Below are 22,683 nucleotides of genomic sequence, written 5' to 3'. Positions count from 1 at the left end.
TACTCTCCCTATGTGGTAAAAAACCACCGGTTTTGGTAGGTTACGGCAAATAAACTCTGGAAATTTGCATAACAAGTAAATCTAAAGGTATGCATAATGACGATATCATTCCTAAAAACAGAGGCGAAACCGTAGACGCGCAACTTTCTATTATAAATGCTAACGTTAATCTACCTACCATGAATAATAATTACAAGAGAGTTATGGAAAAGACCCTAAAGAAGCAAAATCAAGATGCAAACTTTGCGAGGTTCAAAGAAGGTGATGAGAAAGGGCTAGAGTTTTTCTACAAACGATTATACCCAGCTCTATATTTCTATAGCTTTAGATACATCAAGGATGATATCAACGCGGATTGCATAGTTAATGAAGCTTTTCTAAGGCTATGGCTGGTTAGAAAAAGTATTGATGATCCGGACCGTATTGAGCCGTTTATTAAGAAGCTTACGACTCAGGCCTGCAAGGCATATTACAGGGCGTCTAATAAGAGGTTCCAGCGGAATATGCTAAGACTTGATGAAATCGAAAATTATGATGACTTTATTTTTGGACATGATCCTGAAATTGAAGAGGACATGGAGGTAATTTGTCAGGAAGAACTTGAAAATGAATTGAAGGAAAAGTGGACTAGGTTAAAAACACTGATCCCCAACCTCACTCAAGATCAACAATTAATTGTCAGGTTATGCTTAAAATACTCATTCAACTATGACCGAATTGCGTGGCATATCGGAGGGATTTCTGACTATCAGGTTGCAACAAAAGTGGAAAAGACACTTGAATCCCTTAAGGCCATTTTTACAAATAGCCAAAAGCTGGAGATCGTTGGAAACAATAATAGGTTCAGATTTGAAGGGGATTTAAATGAAGAACAATCTTCAATCCTCCATATGCGCTATCAACTGCAATATAGTTTCGAGGAGATTTCTTCTGCCTCGAATCTGGATCAGGGCTATATCAAAAAAGTGTTTGTAGGCGCAAGTATCAAAATTAAGAAAGTAAAAATGTAAGGTTATGGAAAGTAATAAAATGGTAATTACGCGAAAAATTCAGTTACTTATTGATTCTGAGGACAAAGAGGAAGTGAAAAAGATGAAGGATCAGCTTTACAACTGGCAATGGATCACCTATCGATCCGCAAATATGATAATGAGCCATCACTTTGTTCAGGAGCAGGTGAAGGATTTCTTTTATCTAACAGAAGGCGTTAAGCTCAAAATTGCTGATGAAAAAAAAGAACAAAATGGCATTTTGAAGTCCTCTCGTCAAAACACCACTTATCGGTTACTTTCCAATCACTTTAAAGGACAAATACCAACCAATATCCTTAGCAACCTCAACAATACCCTAATTTCCTATTTCAACAAGGAAAAGTCAGCTTATTGGAAAGGTGAAAAATCGCTAAGAAACTATAAAAAAAACATTCCCATGCCCTTTGAAGCAAGCGTAATCTCGAAGTTTGTCTACACTTCAGACAAAAGAAATTTTTCATTTAAGCTTTTCAAAATTCCGCTTAGAACATATCTAGGAAAAGACAGAAGCGATAAAAAAGTAATGCTTGAAAAGATTATGAACGGAACTTTGAAGCTTTGCGTTAGCAATATCCAATTGAATAAGGGGAAGATATTTCTACTCGCAGCCATTCAGGTGGATAAAGAACAGCATAAATTAGATACGTCTATCATTGCAGAAGCTTCGCTGGGCATAGAACACCCTATTAATGTTAAAATTGGACAACATGAGCATATAATTGGTACAAAGGAAGAATTTTTACATCGCAGATTAGCTATACAATCTGCCATCTATCGTGTACAAAAAGCTGTTAAATTTAATCGCGGCGGCCACGGAAGCAAACGTAAAAGAAAAAGTCTCGTAGATTATCAGCATCAAGAAAAACGTTATGTAGAATACAAGTTGCACGTATATAGCCGGATGCTGATTGACATCTGCGTAAAACATCAGGCTGCAACATTGTTACTTATTAACCAAGAGCAAAAAGAAGAAATAGCTAAAAATGATGCCTTCCTCCTGCAAAATTGGAGTTATTACACTTTGAAAGACAAGATCGCCTATAAAGCTGCAAAAGCAGGAATTCAGGTGATCGTGGAGTAATAACATAATTTAACGTCTGCATTTTGGAAGTCAATAGTTCATCGAAGGGAAGTCATCATTTTGAGGCTGCTTGTACAGCCATAGGGTGAGGTTAGATTAATACTCACCAATTGTTTGATTTAGGTTTTTTAAATTGTAAACTATGATGTTCCACTCCATTTGAAAGCAAATACAATTTTCTGGCAGAACATGTGAGAAATGGTATATGGAGAAGTCTCATAAATTATCTGTGTCAGAGCTACGTTGAATAAAAATTGCAAATACACAAGCGAATGCTGAATTAAAATGATCTGTAAGTAAACAACGGTACTAAATTCTTTGCAAATAAATTAATTATCAGAGGCTGCTTGTACAGCCATAGGGTGAGGTTAAATTAATACTCACTAATTGTTTCAATTCATTTGAAAACTAAGTACAATTTCTTGACGGTACCACATTACTTATTAAATAAGAGCGTGAAGCCCAATGCTAAAAGTTCTTTGAAAAGAAATATGAGAGGCCGCTTGTACAGCCGAAGGGTGAGGTTAGATGAACACTCACTAATTATTTCATTTGAGATTTGGTAAACTGTAATGTTTTGACTCATTTGAATGCAAATACAATCTCTTAGCGGTGCACATAATTTCGCAAACAAGTTCTTGTGGCCGCAATTTGGAAGCAAAATACAGTTTCAGGTGGCCTTAACAGCTAGGAAAATGCTGTGTAGAATACAAAATTAAATGCATATGGATGCTATTTGACAAATTTAGAAAGGTTACAAACTATTATGTGTGGAAAATAAAACAATTATTTGAGGCTGCTTGTACAGCCGTAGGGTGGGGTTAAATTCACACTCACTAATGTTTTCATGTGGGTTTTCGTAACCTCTAATGTTTCAATCCATTTGAAAATAAAATACAATTTCTTAGCGGTACCGTAGTTTCGCAAACGAGTTCGTCTATACAATTTCAAAGGCAAAAAAAAGATCTTTGCCTTGGCAATCGTATGTTCGATAGGCCCTGGTGGGTATGTTCTCTGTACATTCGAAGGTGGTATTTAATGTCAATGAAACGATAAGGATTTTTGTCACCTACACCACAGTTTTTAAGTTACTTACTAACCTAGTAGGAACCAAATGGTAATAGAATGATTTCTATTTGGAGGAAAAAATCATCTACGATTTAAATGGATTTTGAAGCAAGTACAGTATACCTTTCTTGTCCATATAATCAGCTAACTGTCCTAGCCAGGTATATGTAAATTCTTTTTTGTTAATTAGTTTTTGCGGGGAAATTGAACAAACATCCTTTAATGTTCTAAAACCCATCCTTTCACTTAATTCGCAAAATGCGGAATTAAATCCTAATTCTCTGAAACTGGTGGAGAGTACTTTGTCGAGTTCATTTGTTTTATCATTCATTTTTTTGTTATTCTATCTTCTGAACTGTATTTTGAGATTTCTAATTCTTCAGATTTTAATATTTACATCTAGCTTTTTTAGGACTCGCTCAGCTCAGATTAGCCGAGAAGACTTATATCATTGAACTTTGTATTGAACTGGAAAAAGTTATATTTACGTAAAATCTAAATTAATGAATAAATATATCATATTTTTTGGGACGTTGTGTATCTCTTTTGTTCTAATACTTACAAATCCGGATCGGCCAACACATGCAATGGCTGTCAAAGAAATTTTAACAAAAGAATTTAATAAGGCTATGACCGAGGAATTTCGAAAAAGTAAAAATAATTATCCACTCCTAGCATCGTAAATCATCATTAAAACGGCCACATATTTTCATAAGTGGCCGTTTTCCGCCCATAAACCGGAAGCGAACCGCTGCACTTGTTGATCTCAGTATTCATGCAGCAGAAAATTTTCGTACTTATTCCATAGCATGACACTTATACTTTTATTTCCATTTATCTAGCCCGAACCCGCCTACCAAGTGCACTGTTTTTATTTTTTCTGGCTGCGATAGCCGCTTTTCCAATTCAGCATACTGATAGAGTACTTCACCGAAATGTTTTGTTTGAATGGCATCGTAATCAAATCTATTGCTGTTATGGAATTTAAGAATAAGTTCCATCAAACGCTTTGTAATTTTGAGTTTGTACTTGTCCGCATAATAAAATGTATTAACCACACAGAGCCCATAGTTTGCATTTGCCGGTTCTACATAATCCAATTCCCTGTATTTTAAGAACCGGAGAAAGTGTTCGGTATAATAGAACTTCTTCCAGTTAATTAAATATACAATGGATGAAAAATTAAAAAACGCTGTTCTGGGGATATTTTCTCTGATCTGAAAATTCAGTGTATTATGACTATTTTTAAAAGCCCATGTATTTTCCATAAACCATAAATCCATGGCTGACTGGTTAAAAAAAATCTTGAAACCGCCAAAACTATTTTTAGTGATTTTCCTATCCCCAAAAAAGTAATCAATATCCAAAGCTTTCTCTAAAACGATATCAATGTCCCTATATTCCTCAACTTTTAGAAAATAGTTCCTGATCAGCCCACTGAAAAGATAGACTTTGGTATAATGCTGTAGTTCATTCAGCGGTATTTTAACCTCGTCCTCAAATATCTTATCAAGATGAAGAAAAAATGCCTGTGAAGAAGCGTCAACCTTATTTTTTATGTCAGCTAATCTTTTGTCCACTTAGTTTTTGGTATTGGATTAACGCGAACTGGTCCGTCATTCCACTAATATAATCAACAATCACACGGAGTTTATAATAATTATTCAAATCTTCAAACTCAGCTTTACCTGTTTCCAACAAAGCAGCTCGGACAATACTGTTTGAAAGCATACCCAGCGCTTTTTTTCTGTACTTTTTGTCATCATGAAATAGAAAATCTGTATAAAATTTAAGCAGACCGCTAAGCACCGAGTGACCTGTCATTTCCAGACTTAATATTTCCCTATTCGGTAATATTTTCTTCCTACAAAATTCGTGCAGTTTTTTTGCCAGACCTGCCGCTGAATCCTCTATTAATTCATGTTTATATGTACCGTCGTGGATCAAATCAATATTTGATATAAAGTTGTCTGATGCAAGCTTCACCAATCTCCTGATAACTTCTATTCTGAACTTTACCACTCTGGTAACTTCCAACTCCGCTCCAGGGTGCTTTTTATCCAGGTCACTGAAAACTTTTCCCAATCCGGGAGTTTCTTTAAAAAAATCCCTTATATCCTCATATTTATACCACTTCTTATTGAAACCATCTTCCATATCCATAACCAGGTAACAAATAGAATCAGCTGCTTCCATTAAAAAAGCAAGCGGATGCCGTTTATAACTATCTCCGTGGTTTAGTTCACATCCATCCGCAACCTTTCTAAAATAGTCTATTTCAGACTGGAAAATGCCCCTTTTATGCTTTGGCAGATCACCATCTACGATTTTTCCATAGTTTGGGTATTTACAGTACGCACCAAGAACCCCCAAAGTGAGATTGAGTCCAAAGGGATCATTTAAAACCTGTAATTTGGTTAAAATCCGAAAGCCCTGTGCATTGCCATCGAAGGAAGTGAAATCTTCTTTCTCTTCCTTGGATAGACCATATTTTTTTGTACCAATTTCATTTTCAGCAAAATGCTTTGAGAAAAACTCCTTGATGACTGTTTCGCCGAAATGCCCAAATGGAGGGTTGCCAATATCATGCACAAGGCATGCGCTCTGAAGCATAACTGGGATAATCCTTTCGAGTTTCCCTCTACTCAAACCAGTTTTTTTAACAAAAGCCCTATTTTTAAGGATATCCATGCCCAGTGAATATCCAATCGACATCACTTCCATTGAATGGGTCAGACGAGAGTGTATGTTGTCATCAGCAGTTAGGGGAAAAACCTGGGTCTTATCATGCATCCTGCGCAAGGCGGGACTGAACAAAACCCTGCCGTAATCGCTTTCAAATTCATTTCTTGAGTCCTTTATTCTTCCAGAAACCCTTAACCTTTCAGCATTTAAAATCTTTTTCCAATCCATTTTATTCTATATTATTTTTCCAGTGTTCAAAAATCATTACCATTGCCAGCGTATCCAGCTCACAATATTTTAATAGTGACTCAGCCAGCCGCTGTCTCTCTTCATTCCCCATCTGCGAAAACTGCATTTTTGCATAGGCCGCCATTGCAGCGCCCCCATCTGATATTTCGACGTCCTCATCGCTAATGAATCCATCAAGCACTTCCTGATCCACCCCAGCAAATGTAGATTCCAATGTCTTATAAGGATTTATAACTCTGCCCGATTCATCAAAAGTTATCCAAGTTTTTCCCTGAAAATTCAGACTCTGGATTTCGTTTCCGTAAATTGGCTCGCGATACTTATCCTTTATGAAAGTACTGTGTTCCAGTATAGCTGGTAAAACATCCTTTATCGAATTTGAGCCATTAGTAAGCGGCGAATAATAGTATTTCAAGACCAGCTCCCTTAAGTCTACCATGTTCCGCTTTCCTACCCAGTTTTCTTTACTTGAACCTGCCGAAGTGGTTATCGTTTTTATAAAAGCACAAAGCGCTTCACGGTCTGCTTCATTCGAATCCTCTAATTGTTTATAAATTGCATTGAGCACACTGTTTTCATGTGCAGCGTATCGAAATATGGTACCTTCGTCCTGACTGAGCTGCGCTTTCAGTGCCCTTAAAAATTCGAAATTGGGAAATACACCCGCCTCCAAATTTAGCCACTGCCCCTGATGCCTTATCGAGCCATCCCGTTCAAGCACATGATGAGAAAATTGAAAAGCTATCTGTTCGTAAGGTCTTCTGCCGATATTAAAGGGGATCGCAACAGTACAGGTTTCAAAATCAATGAAATGCAACGGGTAGGTGAAAGATTCAAGAACTGCTTTTAACCCAGTTTTATCTATAAACTCCGAATTATCACCCTTGATGGATCTATCCAACTGTAGCATTTGACGTTCTACACGGCTCATGCCATTGCCCTGCTTGGCTCTTTCCTTTTTTGGCTTGAGTTCTTCAGGCGAAATTTCGCTCTGAAAATAACGGCCTTCCGTTAAAAACTTATCTTTTGATCTGTAATCCCAAATGTTCATCACAGAAGGCTTAGCGAAATCCTTCAAACTAAAGCCGGCTTTATTCTGCCAGCATTCATGGTAACCGCTCTTAAATTCACCATTTCCATTCCATCCTGGCACCTTGAATTCACATTTTGAACAGCCTGCTTTTATGGGCGTTTCTATCATAGAATCCTCCTTGTACTGCCGTGAAAAAAAAGTGATCCATTCCTCAAAGCTCCTTTCCCCATCTTCGAAATCGAAAGGTGCTTCACCATATAGGGGATCAATGAGCTCATCTACCGATATGGAACAAAGTAACTGTTTGCCCAATGTCTGCTCCGATACATCCCCAATTACATGAACTTCGTTTCGGTCATTTTCACCCTTGACAAGCTCGAATTTCTGATTCAATGCATCCACGCTTGCTATGGCACTCTTATCCGCCAAGATGAGATAAGCATTGACCACATAATCAGGAAATGCTTTTTTGACCACATATTTCTGAAATGCTATGTCGTATACATAAGGTTTCCACTTGGCCTCAATTCCACCCTTTGTCCCGGTAAGACCGCTTTGTCCATCCTTAATAGACTTTGCTTTCACCTCATAAAGGTCTAGTTGGTTTCCCTTTTTGACAACGATGTCAGCCCTTATGAAAAGATTTTCATATCGAAAAGCTGCTTCATAGATTATTACATTTTCTTCGGCTAACAAGGCATTGGTTTCAGCAAGAGCAGTTTCGTAATCCAGACTCTGAATGTCATGACCACCCGGAAAATAGCACTTGGCCAATTCCCCCACCTGAAAACCTCCACCAGCAAGCGCCTTTAAAAAACGGTCATCTATTTTGCTATTGTAATAGCCTGGTTTGCCTGTGTAATAAAGTTTCGCCGGACATTCAAGCGCTAGCTTGAAACGGCTCTTTGTCAGATATCTTTCTTTTTCGCTCATGGAAGTTTAATTTGGTCCACTCACGAATTTGACAGCAAAAACTAAAATAAAGCGTTAAAAAAACAAGATATGTTTCTATCAAACCTTTCTTTAGCATCGATACCCTTTATCTATTCTGTGAGAGTGTTAAGCCCAAATATATATTTTTTATTTAAAGATGAGCAACATTTTATTGTTCATTTTACCTATCGTGTTTTTGTTTATATCTTTTACTCTAATTTTTAAGATACACCTTTAAAAAACCTTAATAGTACAACCTTAGTCAGTAAAACAAAAAGCAGATTTATACATTAGGACGATCAGTCCTAGAATAGCTGCACCATCCGGCCGTCGCAGTTAGGAGAACTATCCCCGACTCGATCGAAAAGATTAAAATTTTAAAGGATGCAAGGGCTACGGCGCTTTATGGTTCAAAAGGCGCCAACGGTGTGATACTGATTGAAATCAAAAAAGCATTCCGCAAAAAGGTCAAGTTCTCCAAATAAGGCTTAATTGGCTGTACCTATGCGGGAAAAGAAATCGGTAAACTGATGTTTAATTCTGGGGCAGTAAAATTAAAAAAACTGCAAAGATAATGACAGGCTAGCACTACCCGTTCTACTTGCAGCACTGCCCCATGGTTCACCACAAGCCGTCTCACGGGTAGATGCAAAAAACTTCATGCGAAGCTGATAGGTCGCAAAAGTGCGATGGGAAAACCCTCACAAATACCAGGCACATAAAATGTTCAGATCGAAGGATTTTGCAATTGTCCGTATCGACAGCAGCGTGAGCGGGTGCAGCGGCATCCTCCCGCAGGGAGATACAGCGGAAGACGCGACCCTTTAGGGGCACGCCCACAAAAAAATTAAAAGAATTTAGTTCGACATCTCCTTACTATAACCCTAACTCCCCCCTACCAGAAATAATATTGCACGCGTTCCAATAATACTTGAATAGTGCTTTTTAATTGAATTGTCATTGCTTTTTCGATCTGTTATAAAAAAGATACAGTGTGCCCCAATAGATTACGAAGTTAATTGAAAATATTTTCTGATTTTCGCTACTTATAAAAACCATAAAGATTATCACAAATACACTGAATTCCAGACAAAACATCGAATTATAAGTAACGAATAAAGGCGTAATCCGCAAATACGCCTCTTTACTTTTTTCTGTCCCAAGTCGTATATTGTTCCTAAAAAAAATACAAAATCGATATTCGGAATAGGCGGTAATCCACAAAAAGAAGAAAACGGGAACGATCAAATTAATGACATCCCCGCTTTACTAAATTAACACTCTCGGAAGCAAATATAGTAATTATGATAAATCCGTTTTGTTCAATTTTGGATTCTCAATCAAAAACTTATCAATATTTAACCCTAGTTCGTCTACCATGCTTTGCGGGTGCTGAATCTCGGGCCCGCAAGACTGGTACCAACCATTTTCTCCCTTTTTCATCTCTAGATAAAAATCCAAACTGCTGAATTTGTTCACAAAAAAATAGGACTTGTCATCACACGTGGTTATTGGACCGCGTACAAATTCACCATTGGGTAATTTTGCTTCTACGTCAATTATATATTTATACGTGGCCATTTTTATTTTAAAGGTACGAATAATTCTATAAATCAACTAATTTGCTACATTGATACAGCTTGTGACTCATTCTGTTCATTTGCATGTTTTTCTGACTGAGATTGTTTTTCCTTTGGATATTTGGCCTCAATTTTTTTGCACTCTTCTAGGAGCAATTGCTCCACATCGCTCTTGATCTTTTTATAATTTTCGGCAACATCGTTTGCCGATACTTTTTCTATGATAGGAATAGGTTTATAACTGGCTTCTTCAGCGTAAATGGCTTTGTGGTCATTCTGTATCTCGCAGTGGAACATCTTCAACTTAATTTTCTGTTCTGGATTATCGGCTACAATGCCCACAAATTCGCCAGAAGATAAAGCTGAAATCTTCGAAGCCGGAATGGCATAGTCCATTTGGGTTGATTTTGAAATCGAAATATCGCTGCTGTTGATACTTTTACTTTCCCTATCCTGCATAATTTTGCCAAAATTTTCACTTAATTTCTTGGCCGTATCACCAGTAACCTGACCACTGATGATATTTCCCACAATCCCCGTAATCACATCGGCCTGCTCTGCGCCATAATCCTTTTTCAATTGGCTGAAATCCTGCACCGCTAATGTAGTAGCAACCTTATTGCTACGCGCTGTGGCAATTAGGCTATCCATATTGTTGAAGTAGATTGTCGGGAACTCGTCGAACACCAAACTACTTTTCAATTGATCTTTACGATTAACGAGTTTAATCATTCTTGAAATATAAAGCGAGAGCACAGCTCCATATACTTGCAGCTTCTGCGGATTGTTACCAACGCATACAAGCTTAGGCTCCTTGGGATTGTTTACGTCCAGCGTAAAATCATTACCACTTAATACGTAATACAATTGAGGAGACGACAATCTTGCAAGACCAATTTTCGCGCTAGCAATCTGTCCCTCTAATTGTGCCATAGCTTTGTTTTGGTACGCAGAAATGAAGGGATTGACAAGCACCTTGATTTCTTCCTCTTCCTGCAATACCGCAAAAAGCCGGTCATAATCCGCCTGCATCAGTTCGATCACGTGGGGCAGCGTACAATATTTTCCATTTTCATATTTCCTTAAATACCAAATGATTGCCGTTAGGAAATTAATTGGGCTTTCCACAAAAAAGTCTCCCTGCTTCTTGATCCAATCACGGTTAAGCCCCATCATAATCGTACGGCTGGCCTCTGTTGCATCGGTTATATCGTCCATCGCATTGGGGTCTAAGGGATTGCAACGATGGGTACGGTTTAGGTCGTCAAAGTTGATAATGTAGAATTTGGGCATAACTTTATAATTAGCTTTATATTTCGAAAGCTTATTGTAGGCAATCTTTGAAAGGTCATCGAACTTAAAATCGTAGAGGAATAGACTAAAACCTTTTCTGATGTGCTGGTCGATGATGTGCCTAATCACAAAATAGGATTTACCTGCGCCAGGTGTTCCCGCCACTAGCATCCCACGAAAGGGATTGATGAAGTTGATCCAACTTTCTCTTACTTTATCTTTCAGCCTGTATTTTGCAGGTAAGTTGATGGAATACTCGTTTTCTAGCAACCGTTCCTCCTGCGGAAACGTTTCGTTCTCCGAGTTAAAGACATCATTGTTCAAACTGTCTTTGATCCGCCTGCTTAAATAGGTGCCACCCGTTAGAAATAGTAGATATCCTATAGCAGTAATGCCCATATACGCTATGGCAATGATATCCGCTGAGGCGTTAAGGTAAAGGCAAAGTCCACTCATGAAATATAGTATTAAACCCGTCAATACATAAGCTATAATAGTTTTTGCCTGCATCTTTTCGTCCTTCTTGCCCTTTACAGCAATTAGAGAAATGATTAATAATAGCAGTGCGGAAAGTTTGGGTATCAGCATACCCTGGAACAGACTCGTTTTGGCGATATTGGCAATTAGCCTATCGGTTATTTTAGCTGTCCAGCCCCATTGCGCAAAGGCCTGATGACAGCTTAGGTAAAAATGAATGGCGAGTATAAAAATACTGATCAGTCTTGTAAAGTCGATGATCTTTCTTAATCCTTGGATGTCTTCACCTGTCTGCATAACAATGGGGCTATCGGGTTAATTGTTGTTGCTGCTTCCTTCTTTTTTTCTTTTTTGTCAGTCCTCGCTCTATCGGGTCAAATCCCTGTTTTTCCAAAACCATATCTAGCAGATTGCCCGGTTCGCGTTTGATTTGTTGGAGCTTTTCTGGGGTTTTGAGGTAATTGGTCTGGGTACCTTTAGGCAGGTAGGTTTTTAGCTGGTCTGTCATTGTGAAATGTTGGGTAAGCGCCTTTGCTGTATAGGCTTTGTCAAGATCACTTCCCTTGAAGGCACATTTAGTACGATGGTCGATAAAGGTAACGCCATAGGTAAAGCCTTGCTCATTCTGACGAAATACAGCGACAATTTGCTGTTTCAGGAGCTCTTCCATAAAGGTTTGTTTGGTGATGGTTTGGTAGCGATCAATTACCTTAGCGATACGTTCCCTGATGCTGTCCCTATAGGTCTTGCGGATTTCTTTGCTCCGCTCGAACTTGCTTTCTACCTTATCGAGCGTTGGCCTACCACTCAATTGGCTGGCCTTAAATGGGATGCCAATACGTTTACCACTAGGGTCAATCATCGAATAGACCAGTCCACGTTTTTCGAACATGATGGTTTCTTGCTTCCCTCGGTCTGCGGTGATATTGAACTGCTTAAGGATGGTGTTGTATTCGGTAAAGGAGGTAAATTTGTAGCTTCGCAATGTGGCTGAAACTATGTTGTTGATCGCTCTTTTGGTGGGTGTTTTGCCATAAATCACCTTTTCGATATCAATAGGTGAAATAGCTAATGTCTCGCTCTTTTGCCTTCCCTCGGCCTTGACAAGGCCAAATTCAACTTCCAGCTCTTTACGGGCAGTTTCCGACGCGGTTCGCCCGATGCCGTGGATATCCATTCTTTCTCCTTGTGCATTGATATTGGTGGTAACGATGTGCAGGTGCGGGTGATTGGCATCTTGGTGCTCATAGACAAGGTAGGGCTGTTCTCCTAAACCAATGCTTTCCATATAGCTGGCAGCGATTTTCTGAAAGGTTGCAAGGTCAATTTTGTCATTTCTATCAAAATTCAGCATGATATGGATGGCATTGGTTTTGACATTTGGCTTTAAGAAAGTAAGGTGCTCGAAACGGGCAAGCTTGGCATCAAAGTCAAGTTTATTAAGTTCTGTACCGAAACGGCTGGCCATGATGAGCTTGGCGTCGCCACCACTGACTTTGTGCTCGTTGTAGAGTAAAAGTCCCCTAATGCTCTTTCCACTGATTATCTTTGTAACCATTTTTCCGTAAGTTGTGAGATGAGAAATAGCAAACGTTCTACTTTAAGATCTACTTTCTTGTAGAGCTCGGCTATTTGCAGAACGTATTGTTGCCTGTGGTTATCTTTGAATTTCTCCTGATTAAATGTCCTTGTGATTTGGTTGATGTTGATTCCTATGGCTTTGAGTTCCTTTCGGATGCTGGTGAGTTCTTCCATGGGTGCATTCATGGTTACATCCGTATGCGTGCAGTTGATCTTTTCCCTTGTGATGAGCTTGCGGGTAAGTTCGCCCATGCTTTGGCAGGTGCTACCAGCAAGTAGATTTTCCAATCGCTGATAAGTTTCTTTGTTAACCCTTGTCCTGATGGGGTAGTCAAGATTTTTCCGTCGCTTATCAATGTTTATGATACTCATATTCGCACATATCAAAAGTTCAGGCAGGCACGAGTTCCGAGTGGCTGCTCCGACCATAAGGGCGGCAAGATTTTTTTGTCCTGTGGACAAAAATACATCTTGCCAAACACTCGGGTGTTTGCACTTAGCCCATAGAACAGTGGTGCTGAACTTGGATTTCTACTTGATTAATGGTTGTTGGGATTGTAGTATTTCGATCTGTTTTTGGAAAAATTAGTGGCGAGCACTTTTGTTTCTTCCCTCGATCAAAGCCGCCACATCATCGTACTTGTAAAACATCAATCCACCGACTTTGCTAAATTTTAATGTCCCCGTGTCACGGAGACTTTGCAGCGTTCCAGGTGAGATGCTCAAAAGTTTGCGGACTTCATAGCTTTTCAGCCATTCCTTTTGTTCACTTGTTTTATGCAGTTTTTGCCCCGGTCTTCTTAATTCGGAAAACAGTTCTTGTTTGAACTGTTCTAGATCTTCTTTGGTTATAAATTCAATAGTTACCATAACATGCTTTTTAAAATGATAACTCAAAATTGGGGATGACGGCTGAGAATTTTTGGGTACTACTTGGGTAGTACCTAAAAATAAATTGGAAATGCTCGAGTGTGAGTATTTTATAATGGGAAGCATCTCAATAGTAAAACAGTTTAGTCTAAGAACGTTACAGGTTTGATAATGGAGCTAATTATACTAATCAACAGAAAGACTTTTTTAACTAAATTGTCTCTTAGCGCCGTAGTTCAATATAGTAAGTTGTGTAATTTTTTGATTCTAAATGTGTTTTTAAGCAGCCCAGACATAGGTGCTATATGGTTTTGTCTAAAATTTAAAGTTTTCACTTTATTCAATTCACTCATCCCAGTATGTTTGGTAATCATTCCTCTCAGATTAGGGTATTTAAATTAACCATGAAAAAATTAACACTCTTTAAAGGCAGAGCCGTGGCTTGCCTGTTCTTGATGTGCTTTCTTTTGGCGCAAGGTTGTAGAAAAGATCTACTTCAATCCAATTCACCTGTACTAAAACGTTCATTATCTGTTGATGAGGCTAGGGCCTATTTCGACAAAAACGTCCGAAAGCAGATAAGGTCTAAAGTGGTAATGGGTACAGGGCCTGTGACTTCTTCCTTTGACGCACAGGATATTGTAAATAGCAAGCAGCCCATGTGGGATGCTTCAATGCTTAAAGACCTTTCCATCAAAACCAACGCCGTTCTGACACCTCTCCATAAAGAGGGAGTATCTGTTCATGTTTCAGATAAGAAGATGGTGAAATTCGGCTTCTTGAATTACATGATGATGTACAAAAATGAAAAAGACAGCATCATTACAGAATGGATAGAATTAAAGCCGTGTATGAACTGGATCAATTCAACGGTGTCCAGAAGATATGAGGGTAGAATTTTAGTTAGAGATTGGGACGGTACAATAAAAAGGGTTATCGCATTTGGTGAAGATAATCTGAATAAAACTTCTACAATTGGAATCGCTACAAAAAAGTTGTCTGGAATAAGAGGGACGGTTATGACTGGTGGAGACCAGGTTTGTTTTTATAGAACTACTTATAGTATTACTTCTGGTGCTAGTACCTGCAGCTGTAAAGGGCATACTTACGCACAATGGGCCGCTGGAGGCTGTACCTGTGGAGATGTACCTAGACAAGGTTATACAACTACAATATCATACGAAACAACCGTTGATTGCATCAATATTGAACCAGACGAGCCGATTGGACCTGGAGGAGGAACGCCACCAAGTAGCGGTGGGGGCCCACCGCCCTATCCAGGGCATAACGGAGGCGGGGGAACAAATCCGGGAGACTATAATCCGATACAATGTAATCCTAATCCAATAGACACGTCGGTACCGCTTCCTTCCGGACAGGAATATGCAATACCTTGTTCTGAGATTTTGATACCTGATGATGACATTCCAGGGCCTAATAATCCTACAACTCCTTTAACAGCAACTGAACTATTAATTCATTATTATAACGCTGATCCCAACATAGATATGCATTTAAGTGATGCGGATGTTGGATTTTTAAATAGTCATTCTCATGTAGTTGAAGAATTAAGAAACTATTTGCAGGCTGAAACCGTCGAAACAAAAGAAACCGGAAGATGGGTTATTGGGTATTTAAGTGCAGACGAGAGCCGTTTTAACCAACAATTTAGAAATTTTTTAAATAGCAGTGATGATGCTGTTGGTGAAAATGAAAATTACAATTCTTCTTTAAATCTTAATATTCCCTCTAATTTAACCACAACTTTTTCATCAAATGGTTTTGGTGTTTATAAAACCAATGGATTTCAGACAGATACTTATCCAGAAACGCATCCGGTATCTGTAGCTATAGCAAACTATAATGAATTTATATACCGAGCACTAATAGGGGCGAATAACACTTCAGTGAAACACATGCATTTGAATAGTAAAGGATTGGCCAGTTCAGATGCTTACGCAAAAGGCATCGGGGCAATTGGAGAAGGAATATTTGCCCAAAGGGTTACTACCGAATATCCAACTAGTCCCGGAGGAAACATGTACATTGGTTACTATATCAATACTACACATATAGATGCTCTGCAAGAGCACTTTTTGCCTGGTGTTGGAGGCAGTTATTATGGATTACAGGTTAATTACACGGATATTTACGGCAACCCACTAAGCAAGAAAATGGAGTACCCAGACCCCAATCATAGCACAACTTTAGAAAAGGGTCGTATTGCCTATGAAATTAAAACTAATAGTGCGAATAGAAACTCTGAATCAACATTATACCAAACATTTTTACTTGGCATTAACCAAACAGTTCATAGAGCTAACATCTCGGGTATTGACGCTGGCGTATTAGTAATGGATTTTGATGCTTGGAAAAAGCTGATAAACTCTTCGTACAACCAACAAGTTATTGCTAGGCTAAATGAAGTTTACAACATTAAAAATTCGAAGAACGAGCAAAAAATATATCTGAGAATTGAGAAAAATTTATGGTCTGACGCTAACAAAGCATACTGGGACATCCTTGGTAGGATAAAAAATTTATGATAAGAAATATATTAACTTTACTAACTATTTATCTGAGTATTATGAGTTCTGCAGCAGGCCAAACTGATCAAAAAGATTTGATGATCAATTACTTGAAATTTGTTTCTACAAATAATTTTGAAAACGCTGATCAGATTGAAAAAATTTATGTTTTTAATGACTCAACATTAATTTTTCCAGTTATAAATGGCGAGAATATGCCAAAGAATGGCATTAAAGTAGAAATACCCAAATGGATAGGTGATTGTAAAAATTTAAAAGAATTTTATATGGTTGGTTTATTCATTTCGGATCTCGACAGTAATATGATGAAGCTGGACAATTTAGAAAAACTTAAGTTTTCAATACCTAAAAATACTAATGTCGAAAAAATAATTTCTGATCTTGCTAAGTTTAAAAATCTAAGAGTTTTAGATATATCGGATTCCGTCATAGACAAAAAGCAACTGGAAAAACTTGAAATCGGTCTACCTCAAGTTAAAGTTATTGACTCAAGTTTTTTTAAGTAATCGCTGTATTTTTATGGTGTTTATTAAGACAAATAAAAGTTATTATAATAAAACTGGAAAGATATTAATATACTCAAATTAAAGAGAAATTTAAATTAATGGATTATACAAGTTTTTTTTTTATTGGATGTAGAAGGCGGGGTTAAATATATCGTTTCAGAACAACTTAAAAAAGAAATAGAGGAGCCAGGTTGTACAGGGATTGAATTTATGCCTACAGACCTATCGTTAAATGAGTGGTTACAAGGTGGTGCTAGGGAGAGGATTTACGGAAAAGTTTAGACCATGCTATGTATGAAGAAAATAGTTGACAAAATTGATGAACTATTTGACGGTCAGGCGAGGTTAATTCTTGATTTAATTTCGCCTGCTATTGGTATTAGGATGCAAAATCAAAGTACCCGAGAAGCATGGCCTAAATTAGTGGATGACGCTTTCATCCAATCTAAGATTGGGGGTATGCCTGATATAGGAGAAGATTTTATTTGGCCAGAAATAAATAATTTACCCTTAACTTTTTTAGGGCAGATAAACTTAACTAAAGCCTCGATGTTCAATCCTGACTTACAGCTTAGAGGTATTTTGTATTTCTTTGTTGCCAATTGCAAATCGGAAGACTATAGCGAGTTAATAAACAATATTAAAATCATCTATTTAGAGAATGTTAATCCAAAAGATTTATTAGGTTATAAAGCTTCAGAACAAGATAGCGGATACCCTGTCGAATTTTACCAGCATTATACGTTGCCATCATACCAGGAGAAAATAATTCGTAACAATAGTTTCTATTCCACGGTACTAGATGAACTGGACGAACTTGAATGGTATATTTCTGAATTAACATACGGTGAAGAGGATTACACCAGGCATCATATGCTAGGTGATCCAAATGCTGTTCAGGGCTCGGTAAGAATGTTTTGGGGGGCTGCGGTAATTAAGCCGGAAGATATTTACTATCAGAAAATAAATGAATATATGGATTTGGCAGAAGAAATTGGTGATGAATTTATTCTGCTTTTACAGATAGATCTATGTGATAAGCGAATTAGTCTACCAAATTATGGCGACAACTGTTTATACTTTGGTATTCACAAGGATGATTTGAAATGCAAAAACTTCAATAATACAAAGCTTGTTATCCAAAGTACTTAAATTGATGACTTCAAGTATATTCAATAGGCTGGTATGTGTTTCAATAAAATGAAAAGAAGATAAATAGTAATAAGTTATTAAATATCAGATAAAAAACTTATATTTGGTTTACAATAAATTGTTCTTTAAAGTTAGTCATATCGTATCAAAATAACTGGTGCCCAATTTGGTGCCCAGTCAGAAATGACGATTAACTATTATTTATAACTTGCTCATTTAGTATCGCTTGGATTATTCGGTTATTATCCCAGCGGGATCACAAAGATCACTATCAAAATGTATAAAACCCTGCAATCGCACGATTAGCAGGGTTTTTGCTTTTAAGGAATTGCTAAATTTCGCACGAATTCACAAAACTTTGGTGAGTGATTCGGTGAGTAAGGCAAAACGGTTAAATTGACTCAACGAATGATACATAATCATTTATTGTACAGGATATTACAAGCTGAACATCTTGTGTAGATTTAGTTGCAAAGCTATATTTGTTTCACCTTTAATCGTTAGATTATGAAGACCAATTTTAGCCTGCTTTTCTATTTGAAAAAGCAAAAGAACTACCCAAAAGGGGCTGTCTATTTTATTTTTTTAAGAATTATGGTAAACGGGGTTTATGCGGAAATGTCAACAAGCAGAAACTGCGAGCCGGAGCGATGGAATGCAAAAGCCGGAAAAGTCATTGGCACAAAGGAAGATGTTAGAACTTTGAATACCTATCTGGAAAATATGAAAGCGGAAGTTTATGCAGCCCATAGCCAGTTAAGCGTGAACGGAGCCGAAATAACCACCGATAGTGTAAAATGCAAATTCTTAGGCAAAGAAAAAAAGCGCACACCATACTAGAAGCCATTAAAACCCACAATGAAAAAATGAAAACATTGGTGGAGAAAGAAGAATATGCGCCTGGATATCTCAGCAAAGGTGTTATCCTATGAACTAAGAGAACTAGAGCAAACCTCCTCATCTTACGAACCCCAGTAGCCAGCAATCCTCTGATTTATTCCTCTTGGATATGATGTTGGCCAGATGGCTCAGGCTTGGACCTCTGCGAGCAAATCAAGTCGGTTCGAGATATACCAATATTGGTTTTAAGTGTGCATGCTATTCAGGTTTTCAAAATGAACACCATCTGATAAACGCCCAGGTACACTTTCGCAATATTGAGGTGCAACCAAACCAGGACTGTTATTTTGGACACCAAGATAAGATACAAGAGAAACATGTAGACTATAACACTTGTCACCCCTGTTTCTTAACACAAGTGTTTTATGGTCATTTCTAAATCGTTTTTGTAAAATATTCGTTGCGCCAGCCATTACTGTATATTTTTAATTACAAGTATGTATATTCAGATGATTAAAAATCATTTCGTTATACCGCTAACCAAATACATCCCATCTATAAACATTATTTTAACTATGAAAAAGAAAATTACCATTGAGCCAAGAGGATTACATTCCTATGGACTGAAATTGAGCAACAGAAAACAACTCTTAGCAAGCCTATTCGCTTTCAGCTGTTTCTTTACTGCCTGTAAAAAAGATCCATCAGACATCGCACTTTTATCACCTGACAAAAGTGCTTTAAATGCAAAATCTAATGTGGTGGCAACCCTTTCCATTCCTACTAAAAGTGAGGCCTTAGTGGCCATGCAGGTTTATAACAATCACTTTTATAATCAATACGGCACATATGGTCCTTCATACAAGGCATACTACTGGAAGGATGATAACCATACCGGCCGGATGGATTTCTGGACCCAGCAGGAAGCGATTGAAATGCTGATAGATGCCTATAATATCAATCCCAGCACCGATTTAAAAAATAAGATTTCTTATTTATACAATGGAGTAAGGGATGGTTATGGTTTATTGTGGTCGGACAATAAGTTCAATGATGATATTGTTTGGGGGGCACTGATGTGTGTAAGGGCTTTTAAAATAACCAATGATGGCGGCATGTTGGACATGGCAAAAAATAACTTTAACATGATGTGGAACCGCGCCTGGGATACTCAATCGTTAGGCGGTGGCTTATGGTGGACCACCGATAATCAAACTAAAAACACTTGTGTAAACGCGCCGGCAGTGATATGTGCGATGCTGTTATACCAGGCAACAGGTGATGTAAGTTATAAAAACAAGGCTAAGCTCATTATGGATTGGATGGTCAGCAGACTTTACGATTCATCAAGCGGTGAAGTTAAGGGGGCAATCAACAAAGCCGGTACCATTACCGAAGGTGCACTTTCTTATACGCAGGGAACTTTTATTGGCGCCTGTGATTTATTACGTGCTGATTTTCCTGCAGTAAATTACCTGTCAATGGGCACCAAAGCGATGGATTATGCACGCAATAGCCTTTGTAATTCCCCCGGAGGAATCTTAAAAGATGAGAATGGCATTGCTGATACTCAGGGGATGAAAAGTATTTTTGCCCGCTGGGCCTGCCTTTTTGTAAAAAATACCGGTACAGCAGGTAATTACGGGCCTTGGCTTGATGCCAATGCAGCACAGGCATGGTCTATTCGCAATAGCCAGGGACTCATGTGGAATATATGGGGAACCCGCACGCCAGAAAGCACACGTAATGCTTTTGAAACTACCTGCGGCGTTGCTATGGTTAATGGTATCTACTATTATCGTTAATGATTAAGGCGTAATAAATTAAATTTAACCTTAAGTATTTTGATGTATTTGGACATTGAGCTTCCGATTATCATATCGGAAGCTCTTTTAAATGGTGACCTCACCTGGCCTAGCAAAAAAAAATGGCGGGCAAATGGAGCGAAAACAGGGCGTTCAATTGACGACGTCCCAGCCAATATAGATGCGACCCTCGATAAGCTCCAAATGTGAGCAATATGGTAAATTCTGCTCACAGAACTAAGGACCTAAGCGAAAATAGATGTCGTAGGCACCTGGACAAATTAATTCTGATGGTCTTATTGCATTTTCATTAGCTTGCAGGCAAGCAAGACATTTCACCAACTTGAGTACTAGTTAATGGATATGATATAATCCATTTGCACAGGCGTAGCCTGATGTTGATTTGCAGCCCAGCCAATCAAATCCACAATTTTAATTCGCTCAGCGGATAAAATATTGCATCAGCAGATTGGACTGGTGAACGTTTCTCCCCCGCAATTGCAGCAGCTAATCTCTTTTTCATTATTCGGCAACTCTCCACAATTGATGCAAACCTTATGCTTTTGCCGGGACTGACGGTTTAGAAATTCTTCATCAAAAGCCGGCAATACCGATAGCCCGGGAGTTGGCTGATCTTTTTTCAACATTGTAAATTCGCCATCTACCTCCAGATACAATCGTTGAACCTCGCCAAGATGGCGTATGCCATGTGATCTCAACTGGGCAAATAACCGGTCTTCAGTCAGACGTACCCTAAGCATTTCCTTTTTATCAATTACCCCATTTTCAATCAGTAAACTGACATCGCCATGAGCAAATTGTTCCATTAGCTGATTTCCATACGCTCTTGTTGCTATAAGCCTTTGAATCGTTATCACAACCAACGCCACCACCAGAGCCGGTAGAATACCCCTATCAGGCGATTGGATAGGAAGGCCTATTGCTGCTGCCAGGGAAACCAGAGCTGCCATCTCATTACGGGATAATTGTGCGGCCATCCTCTTGCCCATTGCGCGCATCGAAAAAATTAACAAGATAAAAACAAAAGTAACCCTGATTAATAGTTCTACGTAAAACTCGGCTGGTAAATCGCCAAGAAGAATTCGTTGCCAATCGTATAAGTGTATATCTTCTTTCTTCATCATTTGGCTATTATCACGGCTTCGATCCATTCATCGTGTGTACAATTTGAACATTTATGAATTGCTTCAACCTCCTCCGTGTAACCGCAATTTTTGCAGGCCATTAAATTATCATGCTTATCCTGTTCAGTCCAAAGCATATGATCTGTTGGAGGGAAAACCGACAGCCCCGGCTTTGAGTGATTGAAACAGTAAATACTGAAAATCCCTGAAGTTTCCATATACAGGCGTTCTACACAACCGAGTGACATTACCCCATTTTGCCTGAGTTGTGAAAAAATCATTTGCCGGGTGATCTTATTTTGACGTAGCTCGGCTAACTCAAATACACCATCCCGTACGAGCATAATTGGTTCGCCCATATATAGTTTTTCAAAAGTGGCACTCTTGTACCCAAACCAACTCATTCCCCGTTGAAAAGTTAAGGTACATACAAGAAGCAGCATGCCCTGTGCCAGTCCACTTCCAGGCAACTGCATCGGCACGGAAACGATGGCTCCCAAAACAAGCATCACAGCCATCTCGTTTATAGATAGCTGACCGCTCATCCTTTTTCCAAGCCACCTGATGATCAATAATAAAAATAAATACATGAGCAGTGTCCTGATCAGGGTCTCAATTAAAAAGATCCCCGGAGCTTCTCCGAATAAAATTCTTTTAAAATCATTTAACTTAACTTCTTCAGGATCCATATAAGATTTAAATTTTGATTTACGTTAGGTAAAGCCATGATATTAACATGATGAATCTTTAAAGGTTTGAATAAGACGATTATAGTTAGTATTATTTTTTCCCCGATTTTTAATAA

The 22,683-nt window shown here is 38.3% G+C and carries 21 protein-coding genes; 9 read left to right on the top strand and 12 right to left on the bottom strand.

The window, feature by feature from the left end:
• Positions 1-203 precede the first annotated feature (203 nt).
• Complete coding sequence (locus PGN18_RS04405) at positions 204-1,010, top strand: RNA polymerase sigma factor (protein ID WP_335318142.1); 807 nt, start codon at positions 204-206, stop codon at positions 1,008-1,010.
• A 4-nt stretch (positions 1,011-1,014) separates the two neighbouring features.
• Positions 1,015-2,112, top strand: a complete 1,098-nt coding sequence (locus PGN18_RS04400; protein ID WP_335318141.1) for a hypothetical protein — start codon at positions 1,015-1,017, stop codon at positions 2,110-2,112.
• 1,153 nt (positions 2,113-3,265) lie between these two features.
• Here the strand turns inward: PGN18_RS04400 and PGN18_RS04395 are convergent.
• The 4 genes from PGN18_RS04395 to PGN18_RS04380 form a co-directional block, all read right to left on the bottom strand.
• Positions 3,266-3,511: a hypothetical protein gene (locus PGN18_RS04395; protein WP_335318140.1), complete on the bottom strand. Its 246-nt coding sequence runs from the start codon at positions 3,509-3,511 to the stop codon at positions 3,266-3,268.
• Between the two features lie 493 nt (positions 3,512-4,004).
• Positions 4,005-4,760 (bottom strand): hypothetical protein, encoded by a 756-nt coding sequence (locus PGN18_RS04390; protein WP_335318139.1) that lies wholly within the window; start codon positions 4,758-4,760, stop codon positions 4,005-4,007.
• A complete protein-coding gene (gene dgt / locus PGN18_RS04385; protein ID WP_335318284.1) occupies positions 4,741-5,973 on the bottom strand; it encodes a dGTP triphosphohydrolase in 1,233 nt (410 codons plus the stop codon). Before dgt ends, PGN18_RS04390 begins: the two co-directional genes overlap by 20 nt.
• A gap of 121 nt (positions 5,974-6,094) precedes the next feature.
• On the bottom strand, positions 6,095-8,080 hold the full coding sequence (locus tag PGN18_RS04380) for a DUF2779 domain-containing protein (RefSeq protein ID WP_335318138.1): 1,986 nt from the start codon (positions 8,078-8,080) through the stop codon (positions 6,095-6,097).
• A gap of 314 nt (positions 8,081-8,394) precedes the next feature.
• Between PGN18_RS04380 and PGN18_RS04375 the strand changes: the two genes are divergently transcribed.
• Positions 8,395-8,565 carry a hypothetical protein gene (locus PGN18_RS04375; RefSeq protein ID WP_335318283.1) on the top strand — a complete coding sequence of 57 codons (171 nt, stop codon included), beginning with the start codon at positions 8,395-8,397 and terminating at the stop codon, positions 8,563-8,565.
• Between the two features lie 817 nt (positions 8,566-9,382).
• On the opposite strand, the gene PGN18_RS04370 is transcribed toward PGN18_RS04375, so the two are convergent.
• The 5 genes from PGN18_RS04370 to PGN18_RS04350 all read right to left on the bottom strand — a co-directional run bounded on the left by PGN18_RS04370 (position 9,383) and on the right by PGN18_RS04350 (position 13,881).
• A complete protein-coding gene (locus tag PGN18_RS04370) occupies positions 9,383-9,661 on the bottom strand; it encodes a hypothetical protein (protein WP_335318137.1) in 279 nt (92 codons plus the stop codon).
• Positions 9,662-9,705: 44 nt separating this feature from the next.
• Positions 9,706-11,727, bottom strand: coding sequence for a conjugal transfer protein MobC (mobC, locus tag PGN18_RS04365; protein ID WP_335318136.1), 2,022 nt, complete (start codon positions 11,725-11,727; stop codon positions 9,706-9,708).
• 10 nt (positions 11,728-11,737) lie between these two features.
• The gene (locus PGN18_RS04360) at positions 11,738-12,988 is read right to left on the bottom strand and encodes a relaxase/mobilization nuclease domain-containing protein (protein ID WP_335318135.1); all 1,251 of its coding nucleotides are present in this window, start codon (positions 12,986-12,988) and stop codon (positions 11,738-11,740) included.
• Positions 12,973-13,383: a plasmid mobilization relaxosome protein MobC gene (mobC, locus tag PGN18_RS04355; protein ID WP_335318134.1), complete on the bottom strand. Its 411-nt coding sequence runs from the start codon at positions 13,381-13,383 to the stop codon at positions 12,973-12,975. The genes PGN18_RS04360 and mobC (PGN18_RS04355) overlap by 16 nt, the downstream gene beginning before the upstream one ends.
• A gap of 213 nt (positions 13,384-13,596) precedes the next feature.
• On the bottom strand, positions 13,597-13,881 hold the full coding sequence (locus PGN18_RS04350) for a helix-turn-helix domain-containing protein (RefSeq protein WP_335318133.1): 285 nt from the start codon (positions 13,879-13,881) through the stop codon (positions 13,597-13,599).
• Between the two features lie 404 nt (positions 13,882-14,285).
• Between PGN18_RS04350 and PGN18_RS04345 the strand changes: the two genes are divergently transcribed.
• The 5 genes from PGN18_RS04345 (at position 14,286) to PGN18_RS04325 (ending at position 18,928) form a co-directional block, all read left to right on the top strand.
• Positions 14,286-16,427: a hypothetical protein gene (locus tag PGN18_RS04345; protein ID WP_335318132.1), complete on the top strand. Its 2,142-nt coding sequence runs from the start codon at positions 14,286-14,288 to the stop codon at positions 16,425-16,427.
• A gap of 41 nt (positions 16,428-16,468) precedes the next feature.
• Positions 16,469-16,936 (top strand): hypothetical protein, encoded by a 468-nt coding sequence (locus tag PGN18_RS04340; RefSeq protein ID WP_335318131.1) that lies wholly within the window; start codon positions 16,469-16,471, stop codon positions 16,934-16,936.
• A gap of 123 nt (positions 16,937-17,059) precedes the next feature.
• On the top strand, positions 17,060-17,218 hold the full coding sequence (locus tag PGN18_RS04335; RefSeq protein WP_335318130.1) for a hypothetical protein: 159 nt from the start codon (positions 17,060-17,062) through the stop codon (positions 17,216-17,218).
• Between the two features lie 12 nt (positions 17,219-17,230).
• Positions 17,231-18,088: a DUF1963 domain-containing protein gene (locus tag PGN18_RS04330; protein ID WP_335318129.1), complete on the top strand. Its 858-nt coding sequence runs from the start codon at positions 17,231-17,233 to the stop codon at positions 18,086-18,088.
• A 507-nt stretch (positions 18,089-18,595) separates the two neighbouring features.
• Positions 18,596-18,928: an Arm DNA-binding domain-containing protein gene (locus PGN18_RS04325; protein WP_335318128.1), complete on the top strand. Its 333-nt coding sequence runs from the start codon at positions 18,596-18,598 to the stop codon at positions 18,926-18,928.
• 245 nt (positions 18,929-19,173) lie between these two features.
• Here PGN18_RS04325 and PGN18_RS04320 read toward each other — a convergent pair whose 3' ends face one another.
• Positions 19,174-19,401, bottom strand: coding sequence for a hypothetical protein (locus PGN18_RS04320; RefSeq protein WP_335318127.1), 228 nt, complete (start codon positions 19,399-19,401; stop codon positions 19,174-19,176).
• A 102-nt stretch (positions 19,402-19,503) separates the two neighbouring features.
• Between PGN18_RS04320 and PGN18_RS04315 the strand changes: the two genes are divergently transcribed.
• Positions 19,504-20,733, top strand: coding sequence for a glycoside hydrolase family 76 protein (locus PGN18_RS04315; RefSeq protein ID WP_335318126.1), 1,230 nt, complete (start codon positions 19,504-19,506; stop codon positions 20,731-20,733).
• Positions 20,734-21,194: 461 nt separating this feature from the next.
• Here the strand turns inward: PGN18_RS04315 and PGN18_RS04310 are convergent, their stop codons facing one another.
• Both PGN18_RS04310 and PGN18_RS04305 read right to left on the bottom strand, forming a co-directional pair.
• Positions 21,195-21,878 (bottom strand): DUF421 domain-containing protein, encoded by a 684-nt coding sequence (locus tag PGN18_RS04310; RefSeq protein ID WP_335318125.1) that lies wholly within the window; start codon positions 21,876-21,878, stop codon positions 21,195-21,197.
• On the bottom strand, positions 21,875-22,567 hold the full coding sequence (locus PGN18_RS04305; protein WP_335318124.1) for a DUF421 domain-containing protein: 693 nt from the start codon (positions 22,565-22,567) through the stop codon (positions 21,875-21,877). The genes PGN18_RS04310 and PGN18_RS04305 overlap by 4 nt, the downstream gene beginning before the upstream one ends.
• Positions 22,568-22,683: the final 116 nt, after the last annotated feature.

The organism is Pedobacter terrae, assembly GCF_036946585.1.
In the GTDB taxonomy this organism is placed as follows: Bacteria; Bacteroidota; Bacteroidia; order Sphingobacteriales; family Sphingobacteriaceae; genus Pedobacter; species Pedobacter terrae_C.
The sequence above is the reverse complement of the archived record's forward strand: the minus strand, read 5'-3'. Positions and strand labels throughout refer to the sequence as shown.

Excerpts from the sequence above, each read along its gene's own strand:
- PGN18_RS04405 (WP_335318142.1), top strand. The coding sequence starts at position 204 with ATGGAAAAGACCCTAAAGAAGCAAAATCAAGATGCAAACTTTGCGAGG.
- PGN18_RS04400 (WP_335318141.1), top strand. The coding sequence starts at position 1,015 with ATGGAAAGTAATAAAATGGTAATTACGCGAAAAATTCAGTTACTTATT.
- PGN18_RS04395 (WP_335318140.1), bottom strand. The coding sequence starts at position 3,511 with ATGAATGATAAAACAAATGAACTCGACAAAGTACTCTCCACCAGTTTC.
- dgt (WP_335318284.1), bottom strand. The coding sequence starts at position 5,973 with ATGCATGATAAGACCCAGGTTTTTCCCCTAACTGCTGATGACAACATA.
- PGN18_RS04380 (WP_335318138.1), bottom strand. The coding sequence starts at position 8,080 with ATGAGCGAAAAAGAAAGATATCTGACAAAGAGCCGTTTCAAGCTAGCG.
- PGN18_RS04370 (WP_335318137.1), bottom strand. The coding sequence starts at position 9,661 with ATGGCCACGTATAAATATATAATTGACGTAGAAGCAAAATTACCCAAT.
- mobC (WP_335318136.1), bottom strand. The coding sequence starts at position 11,727 with ATGCAGACAGGTGAAGACATCCAAGGATTAAGAAAGATCATCGACTTT.
- PGN18_RS04360 (WP_335318135.1), bottom strand. The coding sequence starts at position 12,988 with ATGGTTACAAAGATAATCAGTGGAAAGAGCATTAGGGGACTTTTACTC.
- mobC (WP_335318134.1), bottom strand. The coding sequence starts at position 13,383 with ATGAGTATCATAAACATTGATAAGCGACGGAAAAATCTTGACTACCCC.
- PGN18_RS04350 (WP_335318133.1), bottom strand. The coding sequence starts at position 13,881 with ATGGTAACTATTGAATTTATAACCAAAGAAGATCTAGAACAGTTCAAA.
- PGN18_RS04345 (WP_335318132.1), top strand. The coding sequence starts at position 14,286 with ATGAAAAAATTAACACTCTTTAAAGGCAGAGCCGTGGCTTGCCTGTTC.
- PGN18_RS04340 (WP_335318131.1), top strand. The coding sequence starts at position 16,469 with ATGAGTTCTGCAGCAGGCCAAACTGATCAAAAAGATTTGATGATCAAT.
- PGN18_RS04330 (WP_335318129.1), top strand. The coding sequence starts at position 17,231 with ATGAAGAAAATAGTTGACAAAATTGATGAACTATTTGACGGTCAGGCG.
- PGN18_RS04325 (WP_335318128.1), top strand. The coding sequence starts at position 18,596 with ATGAAGACCAATTTTAGCCTGCTTTTCTATTTGAAAAAGCAAAAGAAC.
- PGN18_RS04320 (WP_335318127.1), bottom strand. The coding sequence starts at position 19,401 with ATGGCTGGCGCAACGAATATTTTACAAAAACGATTTAGAAATGACCAT.
- PGN18_RS04315 (WP_335318126.1), top strand. The coding sequence starts at position 19,504 with ATGAAAAAGAAAATTACCATTGAGCCAAGAGGATTACATTCCTATGGA.
- PGN18_RS04310 (WP_335318125.1), bottom strand. The coding sequence starts at position 21,878 with ATGATGAAGAAAGAAGATATACACTTATACGATTGGCAACGAATTCTT.
- PGN18_RS04305 (WP_335318124.1), bottom strand. The coding sequence starts at position 22,567 with ATGGATCCTGAAGAAGTTAAGTTAAATGATTTTAAAAGAATTTTATTC.